The 22,908-nt window shown below is 75.1% G+C and carries 16 protein-coding genes and 2 pseudogenes; 9 read left to right on the top strand and 9 right to left on the bottom strand.

Annotated features, from left to right (window positions below; translation table 11 throughout):
- Positions 1 to 2: 2 nt before the first annotated feature.
- The 4 genes from FF36_RS14405 (at position 3) to FF36_RS14385 (ending at position 10,845) form a co-directional block, all read left to right on the top strand.
- Positions 3 to 4,874, top strand: coding sequence for a TIR domain-containing protein (locus tag FF36_RS14405; protein ID WP_044885554.1), 4,872 nt, complete (start codon positions 3 to 5; stop codon positions 4,872 to 4,874).
- Between the two features lie 283 nt (positions 4,875 to 5,157).
- Positions 5,158 to 7,116, top strand: coding sequence for a DUF6461 domain-containing protein (locus FF36_RS14400; RefSeq protein ID WP_052681120.1), 1,959 nt, complete (start codon positions 5,158 to 5,160; stop codon positions 7,114 to 7,116).
- Positions 7,117 to 7,299: 183 nt separating this feature from the next.
- Positions 7,300 to 9,741, top strand: coding sequence for a hypothetical protein (locus FF36_RS14395; protein WP_055867372.1), 2,442 nt, complete (start codon positions 7,300 to 7,302; stop codon positions 9,739 to 9,741).
- 180 nt (positions 9,742 to 9,921) lie between these two features.
- Positions 9,922 to 10,845 carry a hypothetical protein gene (locus FF36_RS14385; RefSeq protein WP_044885551.1) on the top strand — a complete coding sequence of 308 codons (924 nt, stop codon included), beginning with the start codon at positions 9,922 to 9,924 and terminating at the stop codon, positions 10,843 to 10,845.
- 233 nt (positions 10,846 to 11,078) lie between these two features.
- Here the strand turns inward: FF36_RS14385 and FF36_RS14380 are convergent, their stop codons facing one another.
- From FF36_RS14380 to FF36_RS14360, 5 genes are all read right to left on the bottom strand, one after another.
- Positions 11,079 to 11,516 (bottom strand): DUF4190 domain-containing protein, encoded by a 438-nt coding sequence (locus FF36_RS14380; RefSeq protein WP_044885550.1) that lies wholly within the window; start codon positions 11,514 to 11,516, stop codon positions 11,079 to 11,081.
- Positions 11,517 to 11,644: 128 nt separating this feature from the next.
- Positions 11,645 to 11,977, bottom strand: a complete 333-nt coding sequence (locus tag FF36_RS31545) for a ferredoxin (protein WP_052681119.1) — start codon at positions 11,975 to 11,977, stop codon at positions 11,645 to 11,647.
- A gap of 88 nt (positions 11,978 to 12,065) precedes the next feature.
- Positions 12,066 to 13,586: an NADH-ubiquinone oxidoreductase-F iron-sulfur binding region domain-containing protein gene (locus tag FF36_RS14370; RefSeq protein ID WP_055867364.1), complete on the bottom strand. Its 1,521-nt coding sequence runs from the start codon at positions 13,584 to 13,586 to the stop codon at positions 12,066 to 12,068.
- The gene (locus FF36_RS14365) at positions 13,583 to 14,410 is read right to left on the bottom strand and encodes a ferric reductase-like transmembrane domain-containing protein (RefSeq protein ID WP_044885549.1); all 828 of its coding nucleotides are present in this window, start codon (positions 14,408 to 14,410) and stop codon (positions 13,583 to 13,585) included. Before FF36_RS14365 ends, FF36_RS14370 begins: the two co-directional genes overlap by 4 nt.
- Positions 14,407 to 15,522, bottom strand: a complete 1,116-nt coding sequence (locus FF36_RS14360) for an FAD:protein FMN transferase (RefSeq protein WP_044885548.1) — start codon at positions 15,520 to 15,522, stop codon at positions 14,407 to 14,409. The genes FF36_RS14365 and FF36_RS14360 overlap by 4 nt, the downstream gene beginning before the upstream one ends.
- Before the next feature lie 14 nt (positions 15,523 to 15,536).
- Between FF36_RS14360 and FF36_RS35955 the strand changes: the two genes are divergently transcribed.
- Positions 15,537 to 15,929 (top strand): hypothetical protein, encoded by a 393-nt coding sequence (locus FF36_RS35955; protein ID WP_044885547.1) that lies wholly within the window; start codon positions 15,537 to 15,539, stop codon positions 15,927 to 15,929.
- Positions 15,930 to 16,005: 76 nt separating this feature from the next.
- Here FF36_RS35955 and FF36_RS14350 read toward each other — a convergent pair whose 3' ends face one another.
- The 4 genes from FF36_RS14350 to FF36_RS14335 all read right to left on the bottom strand — a co-directional run bounded on the left by FF36_RS14350 (position 16,006) and on the right by FF36_RS14335 (position 20,234).
- Positions 16,006 to 16,779, bottom strand: coding sequence for a phosphotransferase (locus FF36_RS14350; RefSeq protein ID WP_242418891.1), 774 nt, complete (start codon positions 16,777 to 16,779; stop codon positions 16,006 to 16,008).
- A gap of 73 nt (positions 16,780 to 16,852) precedes the next feature.
- Positions 16,853 to 17,896 (bottom strand): DUF7065 domain-containing protein, encoded by a 1,044-nt coding sequence (locus tag FF36_RS14345; protein ID WP_044885546.1) that lies wholly within the window; start codon positions 17,894 to 17,896, stop codon positions 16,853 to 16,855.
- Positions 17,893 to 19,503 carry a class I adenylate-forming enzyme family protein gene (locus FF36_RS14340; protein WP_052681117.1) on the bottom strand — a complete coding sequence of 537 codons (1,611 nt, stop codon included), beginning with the start codon at positions 19,501 to 19,503 and terminating at the stop codon, positions 17,893 to 17,895. Before FF36_RS14340 ends, FF36_RS14345 begins: the two co-directional genes overlap by 4 nt.
- A 59-nt stretch (positions 19,504 to 19,562) precedes the next feature.
- Positions 19,563 to 20,234 (bottom strand): TetR/AcrR family transcriptional regulator, encoded by a 672-nt coding sequence (locus tag FF36_RS14335; RefSeq protein WP_044885545.1) that lies wholly within the window; start codon positions 20,232 to 20,234, stop codon positions 19,563 to 19,565.
- Positions 20,235 to 20,308: 74 nt separating this feature from the next.
- Between FF36_RS14335 and FF36_RS14330 the strand changes: the two are divergent.
- From FF36_RS14330 to FF36_RS14320, 4 genes and pseudogenes are all read left to right on the top strand, one after another.
- Positions 20,309 to 21,427: pseudogene (locus FF36_RS14330) on the top strand (phosphotransferase family protein); the annotation flags it as partial.
- 9 nt (positions 21,428 to 21,436) lie between these two features.
- Positions 21,437 to 21,646: pseudogene (locus FF36_RS36375) on the top strand (hypothetical protein); the annotation flags it as partial.
- A gap of 114 nt (positions 21,647 to 21,760) precedes the next feature.
- The gene (locus tag FF36_RS14325) at positions 21,761 to 22,300 is read left to right on the top strand and encodes a TetR/AcrR family transcriptional regulator (RefSeq protein ID WP_052681116.1); all 540 of its coding nucleotides are present in this window, start codon (positions 21,761 to 21,763) and stop codon (positions 22,298 to 22,300) included.
- On the top strand, positions 22,297 to 22,833 hold the full coding sequence (locus FF36_RS14320; protein WP_052681115.1) for an SRPBCC domain-containing protein: 537 nt from the start codon (positions 22,297 to 22,299) through the stop codon (positions 22,831 to 22,833). Before FF36_RS14325 ends, FF36_RS14320 begins: the two co-directional genes overlap by 4 nt.
- The last annotated feature ends 75 nt before the right edge of the window (positions 22,834 to 22,908 follow it).

Below are 22,908 nucleotides of genomic sequence, written 5' to 3'. Positions count from 1 at the left end.
GGGTGGCTTCGGGGAGTGACGGGCCGGACGCGGAGGTTCGGACCGTCTTTGTCAGCTATGCGTCTGCCGACGAGGCGTGGGCGGAGTGGATCGCCTGGCAGCTTCGGGCCGCCGGCTGGCAGGTCGATGTGCAGGCCTGGCATTCGGTGCCGGGCACGAACGTCGTGGCGTGGATGGACGACTGCCTGGCCCGCGCCGACCATGTGCTGCTCGTCCTGTCCGCGGCGTTCCTGCGTTCCACCTGGGCGGGCGCCGAGTGGCAGGCCCGTTACGAGCCGGGGGAGCGGGTTGTCGTTCCGGTCCGGGTCGAGGCGTGCGAGCCGCCGGGGCTGCTGCGCCCGCTGGTCCGCGTCGACCTGTTCGACGTCGACGAGCACGATGCCCGCCGGGCGCTGCTGCGTGGCCTGCGTGGCGCCCGCGACGGCCATCTCGTCCCGGCCGAGCAGCCGCCGTTCCCGCCGGCCGTCGGCGGCACGGGCACCCCGCCGCCCGACTTTCCCGGGCTGGACCCGCCGGCGGCGTTCCTGACCTGGGTGCGCGACGCCTGCGCCGACCGTTACCCGGGGGCGTCGGTGCGGCCGATGGCTGCTGTCACGGCGCGGATCGGGCGGCGTACCGTCCCGCTCGTCCATCTGGAGGTCGAGGGGGAGCGCGACGGCGAACGCGGCGTGTGGCCGGTCGGGCTGTGCCCCGGCCGGCCGGATCGGGACATGGTGGACGCGTTCCACCGGCTCGTCCATCTCCGGTACGAGGCACGCGACACCTACCTCGAGTCGGACCTGGTCTACGGCGCGGGATTCGCCGAACCGGAGCTGCGCCGGTGGGCCAGGCGGACGAGGGGAATCCGGCTGCGGAGCCTGGCGGAGTTCGAGGGCCGTTGGGATCTGCGCGGCTACCTGATGCGCCAGTCGCGGCGGCTGGCGGCGGATCCGAGCTATCCGCCCGAGCTGTACGTGCCGCAACGCTACGTCCTGCTCGACGACGCCCCCGCGGACCGCCCCGCCGCCGACGTGTTCACCGCGATGGTCGACTGGATGGATGTGGAGTCGGCGCGGCTGCTGCTCGTCCTCGGCGAGTTCGGCCACGGCAAGAGTTTCCTGCTGCGTGAGCTGGCCAGGCGGCTGCCCGCGGAGCTGCCGAAGGTCGTGCCGATGCTCGTCGAGCTGCGCGCGCTGGAGAAGAGCCATCACGTCGACGACCTGCTGGCGCTGCATCTGTCGAAGGTCGGCGAGCCGGACGCGAAGGTCCCCGCGGTGCGGCGCATGCTGGACCGCGGCCGGGTGGTGCTGCTCTTCGACGGCTTCGACGAGCTCGCCCAGCGGGTCACGTTCGACCGCGCCGCCGAGCATCTGCGGATGATCCTCGACGCGGTGTCCGGCCGGGCGAAGGTGGTGCTGACCAGCCGCACCCAGCACTTCGCCTCCGACGACCAGTGGCGCACCGCGTTCGGGGAACGGGTCAGCCAGCTCGCCGGCAGCCGGCTGATCCGCCTCGCCGACTTCGACGAGCCCCAGATCCGCGAGTTCCTCATCCGCCTGTTCACCCTCGCCGACGCCACCGCCGCGGACAACGTCGCTGCCCAGGCCGTCCGCCGCCGGCAGGCCGAGCGGCGAGCCGACGCGCGGCTGCGCCTCATCCACGACATCCGCGACCTGCTTGGGCTCTCGGCGAACCCGCGGATGTTGTCCTTCATCGCCGAACTGCCGGAGGCGGATCTGCTCGCCGCCCGGTCGGCGGACGGGACGATCAGCTCCGCCGACCTGTACGCCGCCCTGATCGAACGGTGGCTGCGCTTCGAGGCCGCCCGCCGCCGGCCGACCCCCGGGTCGCACCAGAGCCTGAACGAAACCCAGCTCCGCACCGCCGTCGACGCCCTCGCCGTCGCGCTGTGGGACAGCGGCGGGGACGCCATCGCTCTCGGCGAGCTCACCGAGACGGTGCAGGACGCGCTGACCGATCTGAGTGCGGCCCGGCTCAGCGTCGCCGAGGCGGCGTTCGCCGTCGGCTCCGGCAGCCTGCTGCGCCGCGGCGACGACGACCGCTTCTGTTTCGCGCACCGTTCGGTGATGGAGTACCTGGTCGCCGTGGCCGCCGCCGCCCAGCTCGCCGCCGGCGGCGACGATGCCGGGGCGTTGCTGGAGCGCCGCGAGATGTCCGAGCTGATGGTCGACTTTCTCGCCGGCTCAGCCGACCGCGCCCTCCTGCAGGCCTGGGCCCGCGCCGCGCTGACCAGGTACGACCAATTGCTGGAGGAGGGGGAGCACTTTGGGATCGACTGGGAGAGACCTATCGTGCGCCGCGCCATGCATCCCGTCCAGGCGGGCAGAGACAACGCTCTCGCGCTCAGCCGGCGGCTCGGCTTCCGGCTCGGCACCCTCCAGCTCGTCGACCAGGACCTGCGCCGCCGTGACCTGTCCGGAGAGGATCTCCGCTACGCCGACCTCACCCGGGCGAACCTGTCCGGGCTGCGCCTGCACGACGTCGACCTGACCGGCGCGGACCTCACCGACGCCGACCTGCGCGACGCCTGGCTCGTCCGCCCGCGGCTGACCGCGGCGCGCCTGGCCGGCAGTCGCTGGGATCGCGCGGTCCTGATCGACCCCGTCCTCGACGAGGACGCCCGCGACGCCGACGAGCTGGCGCCAGCCGTTCTGTCCGGCCGCGACCGCCCGCGACCCGTGCTGCGGCCCGTCGGCGCCGTCGGCACGACCGCCGTGTTCTCCCCGGACGAGAGCCTGCTTGCGGTGGCCACCGGACCGGCGGTGCTGATCTTCGACGTGGCCGACCTCGGGGTGCTGTCCGTCCTGCAGCACCCGGCCCGGGTACGGTCGATGGCCTTCACCGCTGCCGACCGGCTGGTCACCGTCGGTGCCGATGGCGAGGTGCGGACCTGGGACGTTCCGACCGGCACGGCGGGCGCTCACTGGACGATGGAATCGGCCGCGCACCGGGCGGTGACCCTCGCTGCCGACGGCTCCCTGCTGGCCGCGGCCGGCGCCGATCACCGGTTGCGGGTCTGGGAGGTGGCCACGGGGCGTCGATGGGCGGAGTGGGCGATCGCGCCAGGCATGGCCGAGGGGCTGGCGTTCGCTCTGTCCGGCGCGCTGCTCGTGTCGCGCGACGCCGACGGTTGGACGCGGATCTGGCAGGTCGCGTCGGGCCGGCTGGCCGCGGAACTGTTCGCCCACGCGGGCAGCGACCACGCCGGTGCCGTCCTCGACGGTGGGAGACGGATGGCCACCGCCTGGCTCGACGGCTGGCTGCGCCTGTGGGACACCGCCGCGGACCGGATGGTCGCCGAACAGCAGGTCGAACCGGCCGGCTGCACCGCGGTGGCCTTCTCGACAGACGGAATGCTGGCCACTGTCGGCTCCGGCACGGTGCGGCTGTGGCCGCCGCCGATGCGTCGTCGCCCGACGGGCGGCACCTCGAAACCGCTCGTCGAAAGAGCGGTGGCGGAATGGGAGGCAGCGCCGGACAGCCGGCCGGTGTTCTCGCCGTCCGGCACCCTGCTGGCCGTGGTCAACGACCTCGGGTACCTGGGAGTGCATCACGTCCTGTCCGGACAGCGGCGCGCGGTCTCCCATAACCATGTCGCCACCGCCCACGACTACAGCGCCCACTTCTCCGCCACCGGCACCATGATCGTCACATCGAGGAATCTCGGGGGCGCCGGCGGCGAGCTCGCGGCACACCACCTCGGCACGGGCCAGATGATCATTCCCCATTCCCTCGGCACCTTCGGCCTCGACGTGGCCGGTGGCTCGCACAGCGATCTGGCGAAGATGGACGCTCTGGCCTCGTGGCGGCCAGCCCTGGGCCCCAGGGCCCCACTCGCCGTCCTGTCCGAAGATGGCCGCACTGTCGCGCTCGCGGACAACAGGTACAAGCACTGGGTGAGGATTCTGCGGATCCTGCCACCGGGCTGGGCACGTCGCCCCCTGCCGCGCGGCCTTCCACTGCCGGACGTGCTTGCCGCTGCGGGCATGGGGCACGTGGTGGCCTTCTTCCCGAACAGGGAGGTCCTCGCCCTCGGCGGTCTGAGGCCCTTCTCTCTGGTCAGGTCGACGTCAATCGAGTACGTCCTCGGCTCTGAGGGCGCGGTGCCCACCCTCGGTGGCGGGGCGGTCCGGTCGTTGGCCTTCGCACCGTCAGACGAACAGGTCGCCTGCCTCGAAGACAACCTTCTGCGCCTGTGGCAGATGGAGGAGCAACACTGGCGCTCCGGTCCGATGGTCATCGGCGACCCTGCCGCGGCGAGCTTCTCGCGGACGGGATGGCTGGTGGCCGCGGGCGGTGACGGCGTCGGCGTGTGGGTGGCGGAGACGGCCGAGGCGCTGACGATCGAACCCTTGCCCGAAGGGTCGATGGCGGCACTCGCCTTCTCCCCGGACGGACGGTTGCTTGCCGCCGGGGGGCAGCGCAACGGCCAGGGGCGGCTGTGGATCTGGGACGTCTCGTCGGGCCGGCTCGCCGCCGAACTCGTGTGTGCATGCGGGCCGGTGATCGACGTCGTCTTCGCCGCGGACGGTCGCACGATCGCCGTCGCCGGCGCCGATCGCACGATCCGCTACTGGGATGCGGGATCCTGGGCTCCCGTGGCGACCGCCGTGCTGTTTGACGGCGGCGGTCACGCGATCCTGTTGCCGGACGGCTCCTACCAGGTGGTGGGCCGGCCCGAGGGCGCGCTGTGGTGGACGGCGAAGCGGCGCCGCTTCGGACCGGGCGAACTCGACGGACTCGTCCCGGACGACCTGCGCCTCGATCCGGATCAGCCGCTCGCGGCCCTCGCCGGCTTCGGCACCCCCGCGGTGGAGGACGAGCCCGCCGCCGAACCGCCTCGGCGCCGCCGGTTCGGCCGGCGGCGCCCCTGAGATCGGCGCGTCCGACCGAGATCGGCGCGTCCGACCGAGATCGGCGTCGGTGTGGCCGGTGGGAGGCGGCGGCCGCGCCGGCCGGACGGCGAGCGGCTGCCTACGGCGTGGTTCATCCAGGGCAACGGATCCGGCACCGACGGGTGCCACCGCGGCCATCCCGGATCCGACTGTGCGCGTGGACGACCTGGTCAGCCACTGTCTGCCGATTTCTGTCGGACCCCCTGCCTAGCCTGCTCGCCAGATGGAGTCGGAAGCTGACGAGTTCGGTAGGAGTGGGTGGATGGCGGACGAGGGGCAGAGCCTGCGGCGTTCGGCGCCGGGAGCGCAGGCTGAGTCCGATCAGGCGGGTCCTGGGCGGGCCGGTCCTGGGCGGGCGCGTTCCGGGCGGCTGGGCGGCCCGCCGGGCGGCGTGAGCGGCGAGGTGGCGCAGGCACTCGCCGAGGTCGTGGCCGAGGTGCTGCCGCAGCTCGCCGCCCGGGTGCCGGCCGCGCCCGCGGCGGTGGTCGGCCGCCTCGGCGCGGCTGCGCCTTTCCTTGGAGCGGCCCGTCCCCGGTCGGCCCCACCAGGGCAGATGCAGTCCTTTGCCGCGCGCCGCCAGGGGCACGGCGGTTCCGCGGTGGTGGCGGCCCTGCGCGCGCTGGGCGTGCCGGTCGCCGAGCGGCTGCTCGGCGCGCTGGAGCTCGCGGTGGACGATCTGCGGCTGGCCCCCGTGCCCGGTCTACCCGAGCTTCGGCTGCCGCGGCAGGTCATCTTCGCGGAGCGTGCCGGGACGGGCGATCCCGACGGCGCGGCGGTGCGCGCGGTGCAACGCCTTGACCAGGCGTTGCCGGAGGCCTCGGCCATGGTCTCGACGCTGCTCACCGTCCTCGCGCGACATCCCATGATCGTGCCCCTGCTCGCCGACGCCGATATCGAGCCTGCGGAGACGGAGACGGAGGCGGAGGCGGCGATCGCGGCGGGCCACGGCGCGATGCACCTCGCGCTCGGTGTCGCCGTCGCCGCGGCGGTCCTGCCGACGGCCGCCCTGGCGCCGCTCATCGCCGGGCCCCCGGTGATCGTCGGCACCGGGCTCGGCGCCGCCGCGGTCTACCTCGCGAGCGCGCCGATGCCGCCCGGCTACGGCGAGGCCCTGCTGGCCAAGCGTCGGTCGGAGTACCGCCTCCCGCGTTCCTGCGCCGGGTCGGTGCAGGTGCGCGGCCACCGGTTCGGCCTGTTCGAGGGCCCCTTCCCGACGGGCGTCGACACGGACGCGGACGCGGCATTCTCGGCCAACGGCCTGGTCACCGTGGTCCCCGGCGGGGCGGTGATCCGGACCGGCCAGGCCGAGGGCACCGTCCGGATCCGGCTACGCGTCCTGGCCGAGCCGCCGCCGGACCCCGACTCGCCGCGTCCCGGGGGCTGGAACCTGCGGGACTGGGACGAGGTCGTCGAGGTGAGCTGGCACGCGGACGTCGGGTCCGCGTCGGTGGTCAGCTCGGACGGCACCCCTGCCGCGGAGGCCCTGCGGGAGCAGACGCCGCCATGGTCCGGCGACTACCGGCTGCGCGTGGCCGCGCGCGGCCGGGACGACGCCAACCGCGGCGAGTCCTACGAGCTGTGGGTCTGGCCCGCGCCACCCGCGCCAGAACTCGTCCGCCGGCGCACCGACCAGCTCGGTCACCGGTTGCGCCGCGAGCCGGAGCCGCCCGCTCCGCCCGAGGGCCACCTGCGGTGGGTGTACTCCAGCATGCTGGCGGAGGCGGCCACCATCACCGTCGTGTCCGGCGCCGACCGCGACGACGTGGTGCGCGCCTTCGGCGCCGATCCGCGCCACCGACGATCGCTGGTCTCCCTGATCGACCTGCCGGACCGCGCCGGCTGGATAGCGGTCCTCGCCGTGCCCGAGGCCGGCGTGGTCGTGGTCGCCGAGGACAACTGGTTCGCGGGCAGTGACCCGGCGACCATGCGCGCGCTGTCCCGGCTCGGCCCCGCGGCGAGCATGTTCTGGAACATCAACGCGGTCACCCGGCTGACCCTGGCTCGTGACGGCGACATCGTCGCGGCGGGCGAGCTGACCGAGGACTATCCGGCCGGGCCCGAGGCGGCGTCCTACCTGGCCGGCATCGACCTGACGAGCTGGCGGAACCGGATCGCCAAGGGCCTGCTCATCGTCGAACGGTTCACCGGATATGGGCTGCGGCCCGGCGACCTGGACCGGCTCTGGACCGAAGACCTCGCCCACCGCATCAGCGACAGATGACGGCATCAGCGACAGATGACGGTCGCCTTTAGCGACGACAGTTTGTCGGGAAGATGAAAATCCGCGGATTCGCCGGGCCTTTTCAGGTAAATGTCTGCTCGCGGGTGACCATGGGAGACACTTGTATCGGTCCGCGCTCGCGGGAGGCGCCGGGCCGAGATGCCGACGGGGGAAGCGTGAGGCATGATGCGCGGGTTCGGCGTTTCCGCCGGCTGGTTTTCGGTAACATTTCTTCGCGTCATCGTGCTGGCCGCGGCGTGCGCTGTCGTCCTGATGGCGGCGCCGGACGGTTCGCGGGCGTCCGCTGCCCTCAGCGTCACCGGTGCGGTGGACAGCGGCGCCGGTGCGGCAGCCCATCCGGTGGGTCTCACCGCCGCGGGCCCCGGTGCGTCCACGACGGCGTCGCGCTGTCCGCCCGGGTCGAGCCTCGTCCGCTCGACCGGCAGGTGCAGCGCGGCACCGACCGTGGCCTGCGCGGGCGGCTCGCGGACCGCGGGCGGGTGCACGGCCGCGGCGACGCTGTCCTGCCCGGCCGGCTGGACCTCGACCGCCGGCCGGTGCTCGACCGCCGCCGAGCTCACCTGCCCGTCGGGCGCGACCCGGCGCGCCGGCGGATGCCAGACGCCACCCGAGCGGACCTGTCCGCGGGGCTGGGACCGATCCGGCGAGAGCTGCCTCGTGGCGGCCACGGTGACCTGCCCCGAGGGCTGGAACCGGCGCGGAGACGGCACCGGAGAATGCACGCACGACCCGACGTGGACGTGTCCCACCGGCGCGAGTAGGGACGGCACGACCTGCACCCGCGAGCCGGACTACACCTGCCGCGACGGCGACAGCCGGTCCGGCGCGACCTGCCTTCGCTCCCAGACGACCTGCCCACCCGCACCGCCGCAGGCGAATCCGCGCCTGAGCACCTCTGGGCCGCGCAGCCTCACCGGGATCGCGGAAGACGGCGGGACGCGCGACGGCGTCGGGACGCGCGACGGCGTCGGGACGCGCGACGGCGTCGGGACGCGCGACGGTGGCGGGACGTCCGACGGAAGTTGCGTCGTTGCGCCGACCTACGCGGCGACGGCCACCTGTCCGGGGACGGGCAGCCCGCCCACCTCGGCGGGCTGCGTGACCCGGGCGGCGTCGAGCTGCCCGGACGGCGTGCGCCCCGACTCCTCGGACCGCTGCGTGACTCCGCCGACGCTGGGCTGTCCGGCCGGTTACGACCGGGCCGACATCGACGACCTCGACCGGTGCGTCATCCCGGTCCAGATCCGCTGCGCCGGCCGTGACGCACCGGCCGGCACCACGTCCTGCGTCGTCGGCGACGCGACCCCGTCCTGCCCGCGGGGGACCGTCGAGCCGCCGGATCGCTGCGCCGTGTCGCCGTCGTGGTCCTGCCCCGATGGCAGCCCCTCCAGGTCAGGGGGCCGTTGCCCGGCCGGGCGGACGGCACGCTGCCCCGCCGGGACCGCGCTGGACGGCGAGCTGTGCACCGGGTCGGCCTGCCCCGCGCGCACGGCCTGGACGATCGGCGGCGTCTGTGTAGAAACGGTGTCCGCCTGCCCCACCGGCACCAACCGGACCGCGGCGGGGCTCTGCGCGCCGGTCACGGCGCGGTGCCCCGCCGGCCTCGTCCGCACGGTCTCCGGGGCGTGCGCCCGGGTTCCGACACGCTGCCCGGACGGGACGACTCGGGGGCAGGACGGCCTGTGCGCCCTGCCCAGCCCGCGACCGGTGAAGAACGTCCCGCCGGCCGTCGTCTCGGTGCAGGATCCGCCCGCCGACGGTGGCCTCCCCGTGACCGGGCCGGCGATCCTGGGCGTGGCCAGCAGCTTGGTCGTACTGGCGATCGTGGCGCCCCGGGTGCGACGGCGGCTGAGCGGGCGCGCGCAACCGGTCCCAGTCGGTCACCCACCGGTCCGTCCAACGCGGGTCGACAGGGTGCCAGTCGACCGGGTGCCGGCCGACAGGGTGCCGGTCGGTAGGGCGCCGGACCCGCCGCGCCCGTCGGCACGCCCCGCGGCACCGTTGTCCCCGCGGCGGCCGCCACCGATCAGGCCGTCGACCCCGCCCAGCCCGCTTCCCCCTTATCCCGCGGTGCGTCTCGTGGTGCGTCGGACCGACGGTCATCCGCCGCCGAGCCGTAGCGGGAACCCGCCGGTACGGGTGCGGACGCGCGCCCTGACGCCGGCCGCGGTCGGCGGCGTGCCGCCACATCTGTGGGTGCGGCCGGCGTCGGCGCCGCCGGTCGCGGTGCGCCGGATCCTCCCCGCGGCACCGCCTGCACCGGTGCGGCTTGTGATCGGCGGCTCCCTCGACTCGGTGCGGGTCCGACCGCCCGCCGCGGCCGACGGCGCGCCGGTGGCATCGCCCCGCCTGCGCTGGTCCGTCGCGGCTGCACCCCGTGTCGTCGTGAGCGCGGACGAGGGCGGCCCGGGTGGGCCGGCCGGCCCCGCCGTCTGCCTGCGAACCCACGACCTTGCCCCCGTTCGCTCCGGGCGATGGACGATCGCCGGCGCGCGGGGCGACGACGGGTCCCCGGAGCGAGACGAGGTTCCGCCGCGCAGCGGGAGATCTGAGCGGGCGCAGGTACAGGCCTCCGCCGGGACTCGGGAAGGAGAGCGGCCGTGAACGCGAACCCCGGGGATCCGGACACGACCCAGCCACTGCCCGTCATCCGCGGCCCCGCGGACCCGGTTCCGGAGCCACCCGCGCCCCGCCGGACGCCGCCCACCGGCGAGAACCCCGGTGCGCGCCCACCCGGCGCCGATGGTCCGGCCGGACCATCGGCGCTCACCGCCGGATCGGAGCGTGCCGGCGGATCGGGGTGAGCCGCCGGAACGAGATGGCGCCGCCGGGTCGGACCAGCCGACCGGGCGCCCGGCCGACCAGGCCGGCGAGCCGGGGCAGGCGGACCAGCGGCCCGACGACCAGGCCGCCCCGCCGGAGCCGCCGGCCACGTCCGACGGGGAGCCCGTGCCATTCGATCTGCTCCAGGCGGGCGGGATGCTGTTCGCGGCCGGGCAAAGCGTCGCGAGGCTGGGTCGCCAGTTGGCGACCGAGCTCAGCGAGGTCAGCAATTCCCTTCGGGCGGCGCAGATCTCGCCGGATGTGATCCTTCGCGTTGCCGGCGAGCTCGCCGCCGAGATCCTCCGGTTCCTGCGCATCGACCTGGTTGGCATGATCATCGACGCGTGGGCGGAGTGGCCGGTGATCCGGGAGGCGGCGCACCGCTCCGCCGCGTCCCCGCAGGCGACCGAGACGCTCATCCTGGGCTCCCACACCTCGACCGTGGAGTATGGCCGCGAGGCCGACATCCTCGCCGGCGAGCTGTTGTTGTCGAGGACGAGAATCCGGCTGATCGTCGAGTTCGCGCTGGCAGAGGTGAGCATCGCCCTGCGCGCGGGCCGGTTGACGAGAGCGCACCCCGGGTCCGGTCGGGTCAGCCTCACGCTGCTCGTGGCCGAGCGCACGATCCGGCAGGTCGAACGCGATCTGCCGCTGCCCGCGTCGATCCCGCTGGGCAACGGGATACCGATCCCCGGCCTCTCCCGGACCACGGAACCTGACGCCGGTCGCGGTGGCACCGCCGCACGACGCGACGACGCGAACCCGGATCCCTCGGCGCCCGTGAGGCCTCGTCCCGATCCGAACGGCCCACCCGGCGACCTCGCCGACGACGGGCCGGCCGGGCCGGCTGGGCCGGACGAGCCGGACGAGCCGCCGGTGGGCTGACCCCGCCCGACGCCACCCGGCTCGGATCCCAGGCGCCCGCTGCATCGGTGGCATGCATCGGGCGGCGCGCCGCCGACCGTCGGGTCATGCGGGCGGGGGCGGGTCGGGAGGTGCCGCACCGCGGCGGGGGGTCGGCCGCGGTGCGGCACGGCGAACGAACAGGGCCTCGCCGCCGGGTGCGGCGGGGCCCCGCTCCGGCCGTCCGACGGTGCTGTGGACGGCCGCGGCGTGGGTCAGGACGTGTAGATCAGGATGCTGAGGACCCAGCCGACGATCGTGGCCGCGATGGCGACGAAGGTCGCGAGCTTGCCTCGGCGGCTGCCCTTGCCCCAGGCCACGGCGCCGCAGGCGATGGCGGCGAAACCGACGAACGGTACGAACAGCGCCACCGCCGAGAAAACGAAGGCGAGAATCCACAGCGCCCGCGTCCCGGACGATTCCGGGCGCGGCCCGACCGGCTGCTGGTAGCCGTACTGCATCTGCGCCTGGTTATTGTCCGGGTACGGAAGATAGCCGGTCTGGTCGCTTTCCCAGGTGCCGTATCCGCCGTACTGCGGCGAGTTCTGGGGCGGGTACGGCTCACGGTAGGGCTGGCCGTAGGGCCGGTCGGCAGGCGGATTGACGGGAAGCTGCTCGGTACCGGCATCGTGCACCGTGTTGGGCCTCGTCATGGGAACTCCTCTTCTCCTTCGGTCGTCGGCCGGTACTGTCGTGACCTTGCTGTACCCCGCAATCCCGTTCCCTCACCCGGAGGTTCCCGAGAATTATCCCTGGTTCGGCGGCGTGCCCGGCCATGCGCTCATCCGTCGGGCAGCAGGCGCAGGGCGAGGCGGGGGCAGGCGTCGACGGCTCGGCGGGCGTGGCCGGCGAGCCGCAGGGGGATCGTGACGTGCCGGGTGGTCCGGACGCCGGGGGCGCGGGCCAGGGGGTAGCCGTCGGGATCGCGGGTGAGCAGTTCCGGGAGCAGCTCGGCGCACCAGCCGCGGGCGTCGCAGGCCGTCCAGTCGATCCACAGCCGGGCCGGGCCGACCGCGGGTCCGCCGCCGCCCGCCGTGGAGTCCGGGTCGCCGGTCGGGTCGCCGTTCGGGGCGCCGGCCGGGGCGGTCCGTCGCCGTTGCGGTATGCCGGGCATGCTGTCTCCTCCTGTGGCTGCCTGAGTGGCTGCCCGAGTCGTGCCTGCCTGTGCGTGTGCGCCGGGTGGCCGGCGGGGTCGTCCGCGGTCAGGTCAGGTGGGCCGAGCCGAGGCAGTGGCCCTGGGCATGCGCGCGGATGTCGGCGGCGAACGTGCGCAGCGCGCTGTGCACGAGGCGGGCCACGCCGTCGGGATGGTGGCAGGCGCCGCGGCCCGCGACCAGAGCGGCCAGGCGCAGCGACCGGCTCGCCGCCTGGGCCGGGTTCTCCCCGTCCGGCGCCGTGTCCCGGCCGGCGACCCCGGCCATGCCGGCGACCGACCGGGCGAGCTGCGGCAGCCCGCTGACGCACGGGCCGCACTGGCCGGCGTTCTGCGCGGCCAGGTAGCCGACGATGCGGGCGGTCTCGGCCAGCCCGCAGGCCCGGGCGGGCAGCACGGAGACGATCCCCGGTCCCGGCGTGGCGCCCCAGGACGCCAGTCCCTCCCGCGACATCGGCACCGCGGGCGCCACGCCGCCGGGCAGCCAGGTGCCGGCGAATCCGCCGATCCGCAGGGCGCCGACCGGTTCGACGGCGCCGCCGCGGGACCCGACGAGATCGCCAAGGGGGGTTCCGTACGGCACCTCGACGACTCCCGGCGCGGCGACGGCTCCCGTCACCGTGACCAGGAGCGTGCCGGGCTCGTCGGCGGTCCCGACGGAGCGGAACCAGGCGGCGCCCCAGCGCGCGATCGTCGCCAGGTGGGCGAGGGTCTCGACGTTGTGCACCAGCGTCGGACGCCCGTGCAGGCCGGTGTCGGCCAGCGGTCGCCAGTGCGCGCGGGGTCGGGCCGCGGCCCCGTCGAGCGCCGCGACGACCGCGGACGCCTCCCCGGCGAGGAACGTCGCCGGCGCCTCGCGGACCTCGATCCCGCAGCGGTCCCAGCCGGCGGCCCGCCGTTCGGCCACCGCCTGCCGCACGGCTACCGCGGCGGCGCTGCCGGCCTTGACGTAGACGAACGCCTCCCCGGCGCCGACCGCCTCGGCGGCGAGCTGCACGCCGTCGAGGACGAGGTGCGGCGCGGCGGCGAGCAGGGTCGCGTCCTTCGCGCTCTCGGGCTCACCCTCGGCGGCGTTGGCGACGACGACGGGCGTGCCGCCCGCCCGTGGCCGTCCGGTGCCCCCGCCCGTGCCCGCCCGGCGCCGCCCGGGGCGGTCCGCGCCGGGCGGGCACGCGGCCTGCGCGGCGGCGGCCAGCTTCTGCCAGGTCGGGAAGGCCGCGCCGCCCCGTCCGGTCAGCCCCGCGTCGTGGATCTCGCGCAGCAGCGGCCCGCCGGGGCCGCGCCAGGGCAGCGGCCCGCACCGGCGGTGGTGGCCGAGCAGGTCGGGGGCGGCGAGGGCCAGCAGCCGCTGGGCGGCGTGCCCGCCGACGCCGACCGTATCCGGCAGGTTCATGGCGCGGACGGTGCCCGGCAGGTCCGCGGCGCCGGGCATGCCCAGCGGGTTTGTGGTGCCGGCGGTGCCCGGCGGGTTCGTGGTGCCGGCGGTGCCGGCCACGCTCGGTGCGTCCCCGACGCCGCGGACCGGGTGGACGCCGGCCGGCCAGGGCTCAACAGTGTGCTCGACGGTCATCGCGGGTCCCATCGGTCGGCGGCTGCCGCGGGGCTGTCCCCAGCGGCGCCGCGCATGGTCTGGACGGGCGGGATCGCCGCGGCGGCCGTCGCGGGCCGGTCGAGGTGGCCGCCGACGGCGGAGACGGGGCCGTGCGCGGAGACGGGGCCGTGCGCGGAGACGGGGCCGTGCGCGGAGACGGGGCCGTGCGCGGGGACGGGGCCGTGCGCGGGGACGGTGCGCAGGGCCCGCAGGGGGGAGTCATCGACCCCGCCCGGCCGGGGCTCGGTCGGGGCTAACGGCCGGGACCGGTGGAACGCGGCGAATCCCACCGACAGGCGCCAGCTCAGCGCCCCGGCGACGGCGAGCACGCAGCATACGGCCACCGCCCACAGCCACGGCGTGCCCGTGTCGCTGCCGGCGCCGAGGCCGTGCGCCACGGCCACCGGCCAGGCGCCGTAGGCGGCCCAGTGCACCGCGCGCCAGATCCGGGCGCCGACGCGCCGGCGCAGCAGGCTGGTCAGCGCCACCGCCGCCAGCAGGTCGAGGGCCACCGTCCCCAGGCCGACCCACAGCGGGCGGTACCCCGCGCCGAAGGGGAGGACCACGTCGGGCAGGGCAAGCTGCGCGTACGGGTCGAGCAGCAGGGTCACGACGTGGAGGGCGACGAACACGACGGCGAGCAGGCCCGCGCTGCGGTGCACGGCGGCGACCGCGAAGCCCGGCAGGCCCGCCAGACCCCGGCCCGAACGGGCCACCACGCCGAGGACGACCGTGAGCGTGAGCAGCAGCAGCGCCACGGTGCCGCTGCCCCGGGCGGTGTACCAGAGCGTGTCGGTGGTCATCGGGTGGCCCCGGCGTCCCGCGGGCCGGGCATCCCCGATCGCGCTTCCGTCGAGTCTCGCTCGACGGTCTCCTCCATCCCGGGCGCGACCGCGGATCGCACCGCCTGTTCCGCCTCGGGCGCGACCGCCTCGGGCGCGACCGCCGCCGGCGCCGACCGTTGCGTCGGGGACGGCCAGCCGGCCACGGTGACCACCGTGCCGTCCGCGTCGACCAGTCGGGCGGCGAGCCCCTCGCGGCGCAGCGCATCGGGCGCCGCCGGGCCGCGCACGATCGCCGCCGTGCTCGCCGTGTTCGCCGCCAGGCAGCTCGCGGCGGCCACGGTGACGGTTCGCCACACCGCCGGCGCCGGCTGGCAGGTCCGCGGGTCCAGCACATGGTGCAGCAGCTGGTGCCCGCGCCGCCAGCGGCGCCCGAGCGTGCTCGACGTCGCGAGCGCGGTCCCGGGCGGCAGGCCGACCGTGCACGCCGGCTCGCCCGGCTGGTCCAGCACCCGGACCCGCCAGCCGCCCGGTGGCGGCGGCCCCGCGGTGGCGATGTCCCCGCCCAGGCTGACCAGGACTCCGGTGCCCAGCCGGTCGGCGACCAGCGCGGCGCAGCGGTCGGCGGTGTGCGCCTTCGCCGTTGCGCCGAGGTCGAGCTGGACGTCCGCGGGCAGGGTCAGCAACCGCCCGGTCAGGCGGACCCGCTGCCAGCCCGGCGCCGGTCGGCGCACCACCCGCACGGGCGGGCCGCCGGCGGCAAGCTGGGCGATGTCCCGGTCGTAGCCGAGGTCGGCGAGCGGGCCGCCGAGGGTGGGGTCGACGGCCCCGCCGGTCTGGCGGGCGGCGGCCAGCGCCACGCCGATCAGCTCGGCGAGCAGGGGACTGACCTGCTGGGGCGTCCCGTCGGCGGCGTCGAGCTGGACGATCTCCGCGTCGGCGCGGAAGCGGCTGGCCACGGCGTCGACGGCCGCGAGCTGGTCGGCAACGAGCCGCCGCGCGGCGTCGAGGCGGTCCGGGTCGGTCACCACGACCTGCGCGGTGGTGCTCCAGACCGGCCAGGCGGCCGAGGCCGGCTCGGATCGGTCGGAGTTCGGTACCGCGGCGGGGCGGGGTCTCGTGGTCGCGGCCATCTCAGGAGCCACCCGTGGTGGCGTGCGCCTGGCCGTCGGTGCTCCACGGCGAGGTCCCGCTCGAGGACGAGGTGCCGGAGCTCGTGCTGTCCGAGGCGCTGCCCGAGGAGCTTGTGCTGCCCGAGGAACCGGTGCTACCCGAAGAGTCGGTACTGCCCGAGGCGGTGCCGGTACTGCCCGAGGTGCTGCCTGTGTCGGAAGTGGTGCCGCTCGTCGCGGTGGCGGAGGTGTCGTCGTCCGTGGCGGCGGTGTGCTCGTGGGCGAGGACGCCGAAACCGATGACGCCGGCGGCCGCGACGGCGACCAGCCCGGTCGTGACGGGACCTACCCGTCGGATCCCCTGTTCGCGTGTGGCCATCGTCTCCCTCTCACCGGCCGCGCTCCGTGGGAGGAACGCCGATTGGTGATGAGAGTGCGAGCCGAGCCTGTGGGGTTGCTGTGCGCCGCCTGAGCGCAGGCCCAGGGTTCGGTGTCGGGCAGCGGTCAGGTCCAGAAGGCGGGCGGCAGGGCCTCGATCTCGCGGGCGGCCTGCTCGAAGTCGGCGGCGATGGGCCGTAGCGCGTCGATACCCAGCCGGTCGATGACCGCGGCGTTGAGCCGGGCCCGGGCGGCGACGGCGGGGCCGAACGCGGCCCGGTCGCCGTCGTAGTCGTAGGCGTCCAGCAGCAGGCGCAGCCGCCGGGGCCGGTCGTCGAAGGCGGTGAAGCCCTGCGCTTCGACGACGGCGCGGGCGTGCAGGGGCACCCAGGTCAGCGCGGTGAAGGCGAGGTCGAGCTCGCGGGACGACGGCCCGGCGGTGTCCCAGTCGACGAACCCGACAAGCCGGTTGGCAGCGGCGTCCCACACCGCGTTGAACGGCGAGGCGTCGTGGTGGCCGACGACCAGGCCCGGCTGCCACGGCCGCCCGGACAGCCAGACGGCGCCGGTCGGCGGCACGTAGCCGGCGGTGACGTCGTGCAGCCGGCGCAGCCACGCCCCGACCTGGCCCAGCGCCTCGTCGGAGAACGCCCATGCCGGCCACGGCCGCCGCTCGCCGATCGTGTCGCCGGCAAGCCAGGACAGCACCTCCCGGCCCCGCTCATCGAAGCCGAGCACCCGCGGCGCACCGCTGAACCCGACCGCGTCGAGATGGCGCAGCAGCCCGTGCACCGCCGGGGTCCAGGGATTGGCGGGGCGGTGCACGGTGTCGCCGATGCGGACGCCCCCGACATGCCGGCCGCCGGGCAGGCGCTGCTCGGTCAGGGGCTGCTCATCCATGCTTCGGATTTCTAGGGGTGACGGAACCGGCATCGCAACAGGTTTTCGGCCGGGCAGCCATGGGCTCGGCCGCTCACCCAGCCTCGGCAGGCATGGCCGCCGGGGCGGCGACCATGTCGCGGCGCCAGCGGCAGGGGCTCCAGACGTCCTGGTCCTCGCCCCAGCACTCCTGGCCGTCGAGATCCCAGCGGGTCATGCTGCACCACGCGAGCATGCTCGGGTACGGGGTGAAGACCATCCGGCTGACCACCGTGCCCGTCGCGGACAGCGCCCGGCCCAGCTCGTCGCCGCCGGTGATCCGTACGGTCGCCGGCCGGCCCTCGCCGTCGCGTTCCACCCGGCGCTCGCCGGTGACCAGCGGGGACCACACGCCGTCCCGCATGAGGTAACCCGTCCACACCCGGTCCGTGCCGTGGCGGTCCGGGCCGGTGAGGGCGAGGAACGCCTCGGTCGCCGACGCCGTGCCGTAGGCGTAGCCGACGCGCCGCTGCCGCTGGTCGCGCCGCGGCCCCCACGCCCGGTCGCGGATCGCGAGGCAGTCGACGGCGACCCGTTCGCCGTGCAGCACCATCTCCCCGGTGACCCGTCCGGGCTGGTCGAGATGACCGCCCTGGGCGAACAGGTCGGACTCGCCACCGGAGACCAGCGGCCGCATGAGGGCCTCGTAGCGCAGGTCGAGGGTGAGCTCGTCGCTGCGGTAGCCAATGTCGTACGTGTGGCCGGGGCGGACGGCGCGCAGGGTGATGCCGTCGGCGAGCCGGGCGTTGCGCAGGTCCGGCAGCTCCGGCAGCGGGATGTGCTGCTGCCAGTGGCGCACGGGAAGCTCCCAGGGCAGGTGGGCGCTGGCGTCGTAGACGGTCACCCCGCCGAACTGGACGCCGAGATTGGGCCGGAACACCGGGTACACGTAGCCCAGCAGGTGACGTTCGGGCACCATCCAGGTGAACCAGACGGTCTCCGTCCACAACGGCTCGTCGGGCGGGAACGGGTGCAGCCCGTCGTCCGCCTCCGTCAGCCCCCAGCCGGCCGTGTCCGGCAGGTCGGTGCTGGCCGAGTCGGTGCTGGCCGAGTCGGTGTCGGCGGGGCTGGTGCCGGCCGGGTCGGCGGCGGCGGTCATCGCGGTGCCGCCGCGGCCGTGTCGGCGCCGGGGAGGTAACGCTCGCGGAGCTGGGCCTTGGCGACCTTGCCGACCGGGTTGCGGGGCAGCTCGTCGACCAGTTCCACCTGCTCCGGCCACTTCTGCTTCATCAGACCCGCCCGGGCGCACCAGCCGGTGAGGTCCGCGAGGCTGGGCGGGGCGTCCGCGGCCGCGGGGACGATGACGGCGCACACCCGCTCCCCGGTCCGCCCGTCGGGCAGCCCGATGACCGACACGTCGGTGACGCCCGGATGGGTCGCCAGCACCTGCTCCACCTCCACGGCCGAGACGTTCTCCATGTTCCGGATGATCACGTCCTTGATCCGTCCGGTGACGGTCAGGTAGCCGGCCGCGTCGAGGCGGCCGAGGTCGCCGGTGCGCAGCCACCCGTCGGGTGTCATCGCCGCGGCGGTCAGCTCCGGGTCGAGATAGCCGAGCATCAGGTGGTCGCCGCGGAGCTGGATCTCGCCGTCCGAGCCGGCCGGCGCGGCGCCGCCGTCGGCTGCCGTCACCCGCAGCCGCGCCGTGGGCGCGGCGATCCCCTCGGTGGTGGCCCGCTGCGCGGGGGAGTCGCCGAGCCGGCCCATGCACACGATCGGCGCCTCGGTCAGTCCGTAGGTGGGGACGATACCGGCGCCGAACGCGGCCACCATCCGCGCGTCCAGGTCGGGGGGTCGGCCGGTACCGCCGCCGGGGAAGGCACGCACCGATGGGAACAGCCGCCGGCCGGCCGGCAGCGCACGCTGGGCGGCGAGGTAGGCGAGGAAGAACGGCGGGCCGGCCCCGGCGATGGTGACGTCGAAGTCCTGCAGGGCGCTGATCGCCTCGTCGGTGAACCGGGCGACGCACAACGTCTCGAAGCCGACCAGCATCGCCGCGACCTGCCAGGCCGGGCCGCCCACGTGGCAGAGGGGGAAGACCGCGCCGTACCGGTCGTCCGGGCGTAACCCGAGCCGCTCGACCAGGGTGCGTCCGGCCGCCAGCACCGCGCGGTCGGCATGCACCACGCCCTTCGGCACCGACGTCGTCCCCGAGGTGTAGAAGTACCACCGGCCCGCGACCCCCGTCGGCGGGGCCAGCGGACCGCCCCGCGCGGGGCTGTCCTTCCCCCAGGCCAGGACGTCGATCGGCGCGCCGTCGCGGGCCACGGCGGCGGCCACCCGCCGGGCGGCGGCCGTACGCGCCGGGTCGGCGCCGTCGACGATGAGCAGCGCCGGGCGGGCCTGACGCAGGATGAAGTCGAGCTCACGGTCGCCGTAGACGGGCAGCAGGGGATTCTGCGTCGCCCCGAGCCGGCATAGCGCCAGCAGCAGGACGATCGCCTCGACGCTGGTCGGAAGCTGCCAGGACACGACGGTGGCGGGCCGGACGCCGCGGGCGGCGAGGTCCGCGGCGAGGGCCGTCACCCGGTCGCCGAGCTCGCCCCAGGACACCGGCTCGCCACCCACGTCGCGCACCGCCGGCGCCCGCGGGCTGGTCCGGACCCGTCGGTCGAACACGCTCGACAGACTGACTCCGTCGGACCCGCCCACGCCGTCGGACCCGCCCACGCCGTCGGACCCGCCCACTCCGTCGAACTCGTCCATGGCCACCTCGCCGGCTCCGATCTCGTACCGAGAGACGCTTTCACGGAACTGACATAGCGTCAATTATGGTCCGGGCGCCGGGCCAGGCTGAGATGGATGATCTGGGCCTGGGACCGGAGGAGCTCCTCGAGTGGCGCCCCGTCGCGGGCGAACCCCTCGCGGCGGGCCGCCGACATCACCAGCATCATCACCAGCGACCCGGCGAGACCCACGGGATGACCGTCGACGACGGCGACCGACAGCACGTGGGTGAGCCTCTTCATGGCGTCCAGCAGGACCCGGAACACCCGCGGGTCCTCGTCGCGGGAGGCGAGCACGATCGTCTCGAGCAGGCCGCGCCGGTCGCTCCAGAAGTCGTGGAACGCCCGGACGAACCGCTCGCACGGCTCGGGCGCGGCGTCCGCGCGCACCAGCACCGCGGCCAGCGCCGTGACCTGCTCGAACTGCTCCATGTGCCGCTCGGCCACCTCGGCGACGGCGCTGGGGAGGTCGGGGAAGTAGTGGTAGAAGGTCCCCGGCGACGTGTGCACCGCCCGCGCGACGTCCGCGACGGCGATCGTCAGGTACGGCGCGGCCAGGCAGCGCCGCTCCACCTCGTCGAGCAGCCGCAGGCGGGTGCGCCGCCCCTTCGGCCCGGGGCCGGGCCCGGGCCCGCCGCCGCCCGCCGGTCGCCGCGACAGCCGGGCCACGTCGCTCAGGCCGGACGGCTCGCTCGGTTCGGCTGCGGTCATCTCGCCTCCCAAAAAATTGAGCACCTGTCAGTTCTCGCTAGTATCGACTCGTCGCCGAGGCTGAGAGGACCGCCGTGACCCCCATCTCGAGCTGGGCCCAACGGACCGACGAGATCGCCGCCGCCCTCGGCGTCGACGCGGTCCGCCTGGTGCCCGTGCCCGCGGGGGCCTCCCGCGAGGCCTACCGCGTCGAGAGCCCCGCCGGTGCCGGCATCGCCTTCCTGCGCGCCGACCCGGTGGCCGGCGGGGTGATGGACGGCAGCGAGATGACCCTGGCCCGCGAGGCCGAGGTGCTCCGGCGCGTGCGCGCCCACGGGCTGCCCGTGCCCGCCGTGCTCGCGACCCTGACGGACCCCGCCGGCACCCTGCTGGAGCTCGTCCCCGGCACCAGCAGACCCGACCCGGCGGCGGTCGAGCAGGCCGCGCCGCAGTACATGGCGCTGCTCGCCCGGCTGCACCGGATCGATCCGCCCGACCTCGGCGTGCCAGCCTCGTCGATCACCGCGGCGCTGCGCTCGGATCTCGACTGGTGGCGCGACCGAGCCGCCACGACGGGCACCCTGGACCGGCCGCTGATCCGGCTGGCGTTGCGGATCCTCGCCGATGGCCTGCCGGACGACCCGACACCGGCGCGGCCGGTGCACGGCGACGCCGGCCCCGGCAACGTCATGATCCATGAGGGGAGGGTGGTCGCCCTGCTGGACTGGGAGCTGTTCCACGCCGGCGACCCGCACGAGGACCTCGCCTGGATCTGGATGCGCGGCGCGCACACCGACTTCGGCGAGTTCACCACCCGCGTCGCCGAGTACGCCGCCGCCGCCGGCGTCGCGGTCGATCCGGGCCGGCTCGACTGGCAGGCCGCGTTCGTGATGACCAAGTCGGTGATCAGCCTGTGGGCCGGGATCATCGCCGCGCCGCCGGGGGCGGACGTGCTCGGCCCGCTCATCGCCGCGCTCGCCTACGACGCGCTGCTGGGAGCCGTGCTCGTCCGGCTGCGCGGCGGCGCGCTGCGGCTGCTCGCAACGCCGGCGATCCCGGCGATCCCGGCGACTTCGGCGGAGACCGGGCTCGTCGACCAGCTCGCCGCCCGCCTCGGCGAGGCGGACCGCGCCGGCGCCGCCATCCTCGATCATCTGCGCCGCCATCTCGCCCTCGAACAGTGGCGGACCAGCCGCCTGGCCGCGGACGTCGCCNCCCGACTNCCCGCCGACCCCGCCGACCCGGGTGATCCGGGTGATCCGGGTGATCCGGGCGGGCCCGCGGGCCTCGCCGCCCGCGTCGACGACGCCGATCCCACGACGCTCACCGCGCTCGCGACGGTCCTCGGCGCGGCGGCGGATCGAGCCGCCCGCAGCCAGCCGCGTGCCGAACGGCTGATCCGGCGCGCGCAGCGCAACGGACTCGGAGCCTGACCCGCCGCGCGCGGTCCCCGGGTGATCCACTTCTGTTACGCTACTCGCGTAGCGAAATGGAGGGGGCGCATGGGCGGGGGCAGGCCTCGGGACACCGGGGTGGAAGAGCGTGTCGTGGCGGTCGCGAGGGAGATGCTGCGCGAGGGCGGATACGCCAGGTTCGCGGTGGACCAGGTCGCTGACCGTGCCGGGGTGGCCAAGACGACCGTCTACCGGCGATGGCCCTCGCGTGACCACCTGGTGGTCGCGGCAGTGGCCACCTTTCTGGACGACGTGGCGATCGAGGAAACCGGGGATCTTCGAGCCGACCTGGTCCGGATCGCCGCCGCGATCGCCGCCGGCCTGGGTCAGCCCGGAATACGACTGCTCGTGTCGGAGCTGATCGCCGCAGGTGCTCGTCAGCCCGACCTGGCCGCGTCGGTGTATCAGCTGTGGGCCCGGCGGCGAGCGGCGAGCCTCGATCTGTTCGCCGCGGCCGTCGGCCAGGGTGAACAGGCTGACGACGTGGATCCGGGGCTGATCCTCGATCAGATCATCGGCGCCGTCTACTATCGAGCCCTGATCACGGGCGACCCGGTTGATGACGACTACCTGAAGCGTCTCGTGTCCGCGGCCCTGGCCGGGGCCGGGGTCTCATCCGGGGGTCTCGCATGAGCCTGCTGAGTGTCCACGTGCGCGCTGAGATCGACATCGCGGCCACCCCGGCGGAGGTGTGGCAGGTCATCACCGATGGGGACAGCTACCCGCAGTGGCATCCGCTTGTGCTCCACGCGAGTGGGCGGCTTGCGGTCGGTGCTCGACAGCGGGAGGTCGTACGCACGGCCACCGGCCGGCAGATGACCTTCCGGCCCGTGCTGACGACCGTCACTCCCGAACGCGAACTGACCCGGCGGGGACGGCTGCTGGCGCCGGGCGTCTTCACCGGCGAGCACAGCTATCTGATCGAACCGCTCGATTCCACCCGGGTCCGGGTCACCCAGTCCGAGCGTCTGACCGGCGTGCTCGTTCCGCTGCTGCGCCGCCGGCTCGCCACCGAGACGCAACACCAGTTTCGCGTCGCGCTCGAGGGCCTGGCCCGACAGATCAACACCCGCCGCTCGGCCCCACCACGGCCAGCCGACCAGCGACTGGCCGGGACCTCCGGTCGAAGGAGGCCGCACACCAACGACTCCAGCAGTCCACGGTAGGCACCGTCTGGCTGCGACGACGGGCACAGCCGGAGCGCGGCAGAAGGCGGCGGGCGTGTGGATGACGGTCGGACC

This window comes from Frankia torreyi, from assembly GCF_000948395.1.
In the GTDB taxonomy this organism is placed as follows: domain Bacteria; phylum Actinomycetota; class Actinomycetes; order Frankiales; family Frankiaceae; genus Frankia; species Frankia torreyi.
The sequence above is the reverse complement of the archived record's forward strand: the minus strand, read 5'-3'. Positions and strand labels throughout refer to the sequence as shown.

What these genes read in the sequence shown, in the direction of transcription:
- FF36_RS14400 (WP_052681120.1), top strand. Translation starts at nt 5,158, where the DNA reads ATGGCGGACGAGGGGCAGAGCCTGCGGCGTTCGGCGCCGGGAGCGCAG.
- FF36_RS14320 (WP_052681115.1), top strand. Translation starts at nt 22,297, where the DNA reads ATGAGCCTGCTGAGTGTCCACGTGCGCGCTGAGATCGACATCGCGGCC.
- FF36_RS14360 (WP_044885548.1), bottom strand. Translation starts at nt 15,522, where the DNA reads ATGGCCGCGACCACGAGACCCCGCCCCGCCGCGGTACCGAACTCCGAC.
- FF36_RS14335 (WP_044885545.1), bottom strand. Translation starts at nt 20,234, where the DNA reads ATGACCGCAGCCGAACCGAGCGAGCCGTCCGGCCTGAGCGACGTGGCC.
- FF36_RS31545 (WP_052681119.1), bottom strand. Translation starts at nt 11,977, where the DNA reads ATGCCCGGCATACCGCAACGGCGACGGACCGCCCCGGCCGGCGCCCCG.
- FF36_RS14350 (WP_242418891.1), bottom strand. Translation starts at nt 16,779, where the DNA reads ATGGATGAGCAGCCCCTGACCGAGCAGCGCCTGCCCGGCGGCCGGCAT.
- FF36_RS14370 (WP_055867364.1), bottom strand. Translation starts at nt 13,586, where the DNA reads ATGACCGTCGAGCACACTGTTGAGCCCTGGCCGGCCGGCGTCCACCCG.
- FF36_RS14395 (WP_055867372.1), top strand. Translation starts at nt 7,300, where the DNA reads ATGATGCGCGGGTTCGGCGTTTCCGCCGGCTGGTTTTCGGTAACATTT.
- FF36_RS14340 (WP_052681117.1), bottom strand. Translation starts at nt 19,503, where the DNA reads ATGGACGAGTTCGACGGAGTGGGCGGGTCCGACGGCGTGGGCGGGTCC.
- FF36_RS14365 (WP_044885549.1), bottom strand. Translation starts at nt 14,410, where the DNA reads ATGACCACCGACACGCTCTGGTACACCGCCCGGGGCAGCGGCACCGTG.
- FF36_RS14380 (WP_044885550.1), bottom strand. Translation starts at nt 11,516, where the DNA reads ATGACGAGGCCCAACACGGTGCACGATGCCGGTACCGAGCAGCTTCCC.
- FF36_RS14345 (WP_044885546.1), bottom strand. Translation starts at nt 17,896, where the DNA reads ATGACCGCCGCCGCCGACCCGGCCGGCACCAGCCCCGCCGACACCGAC.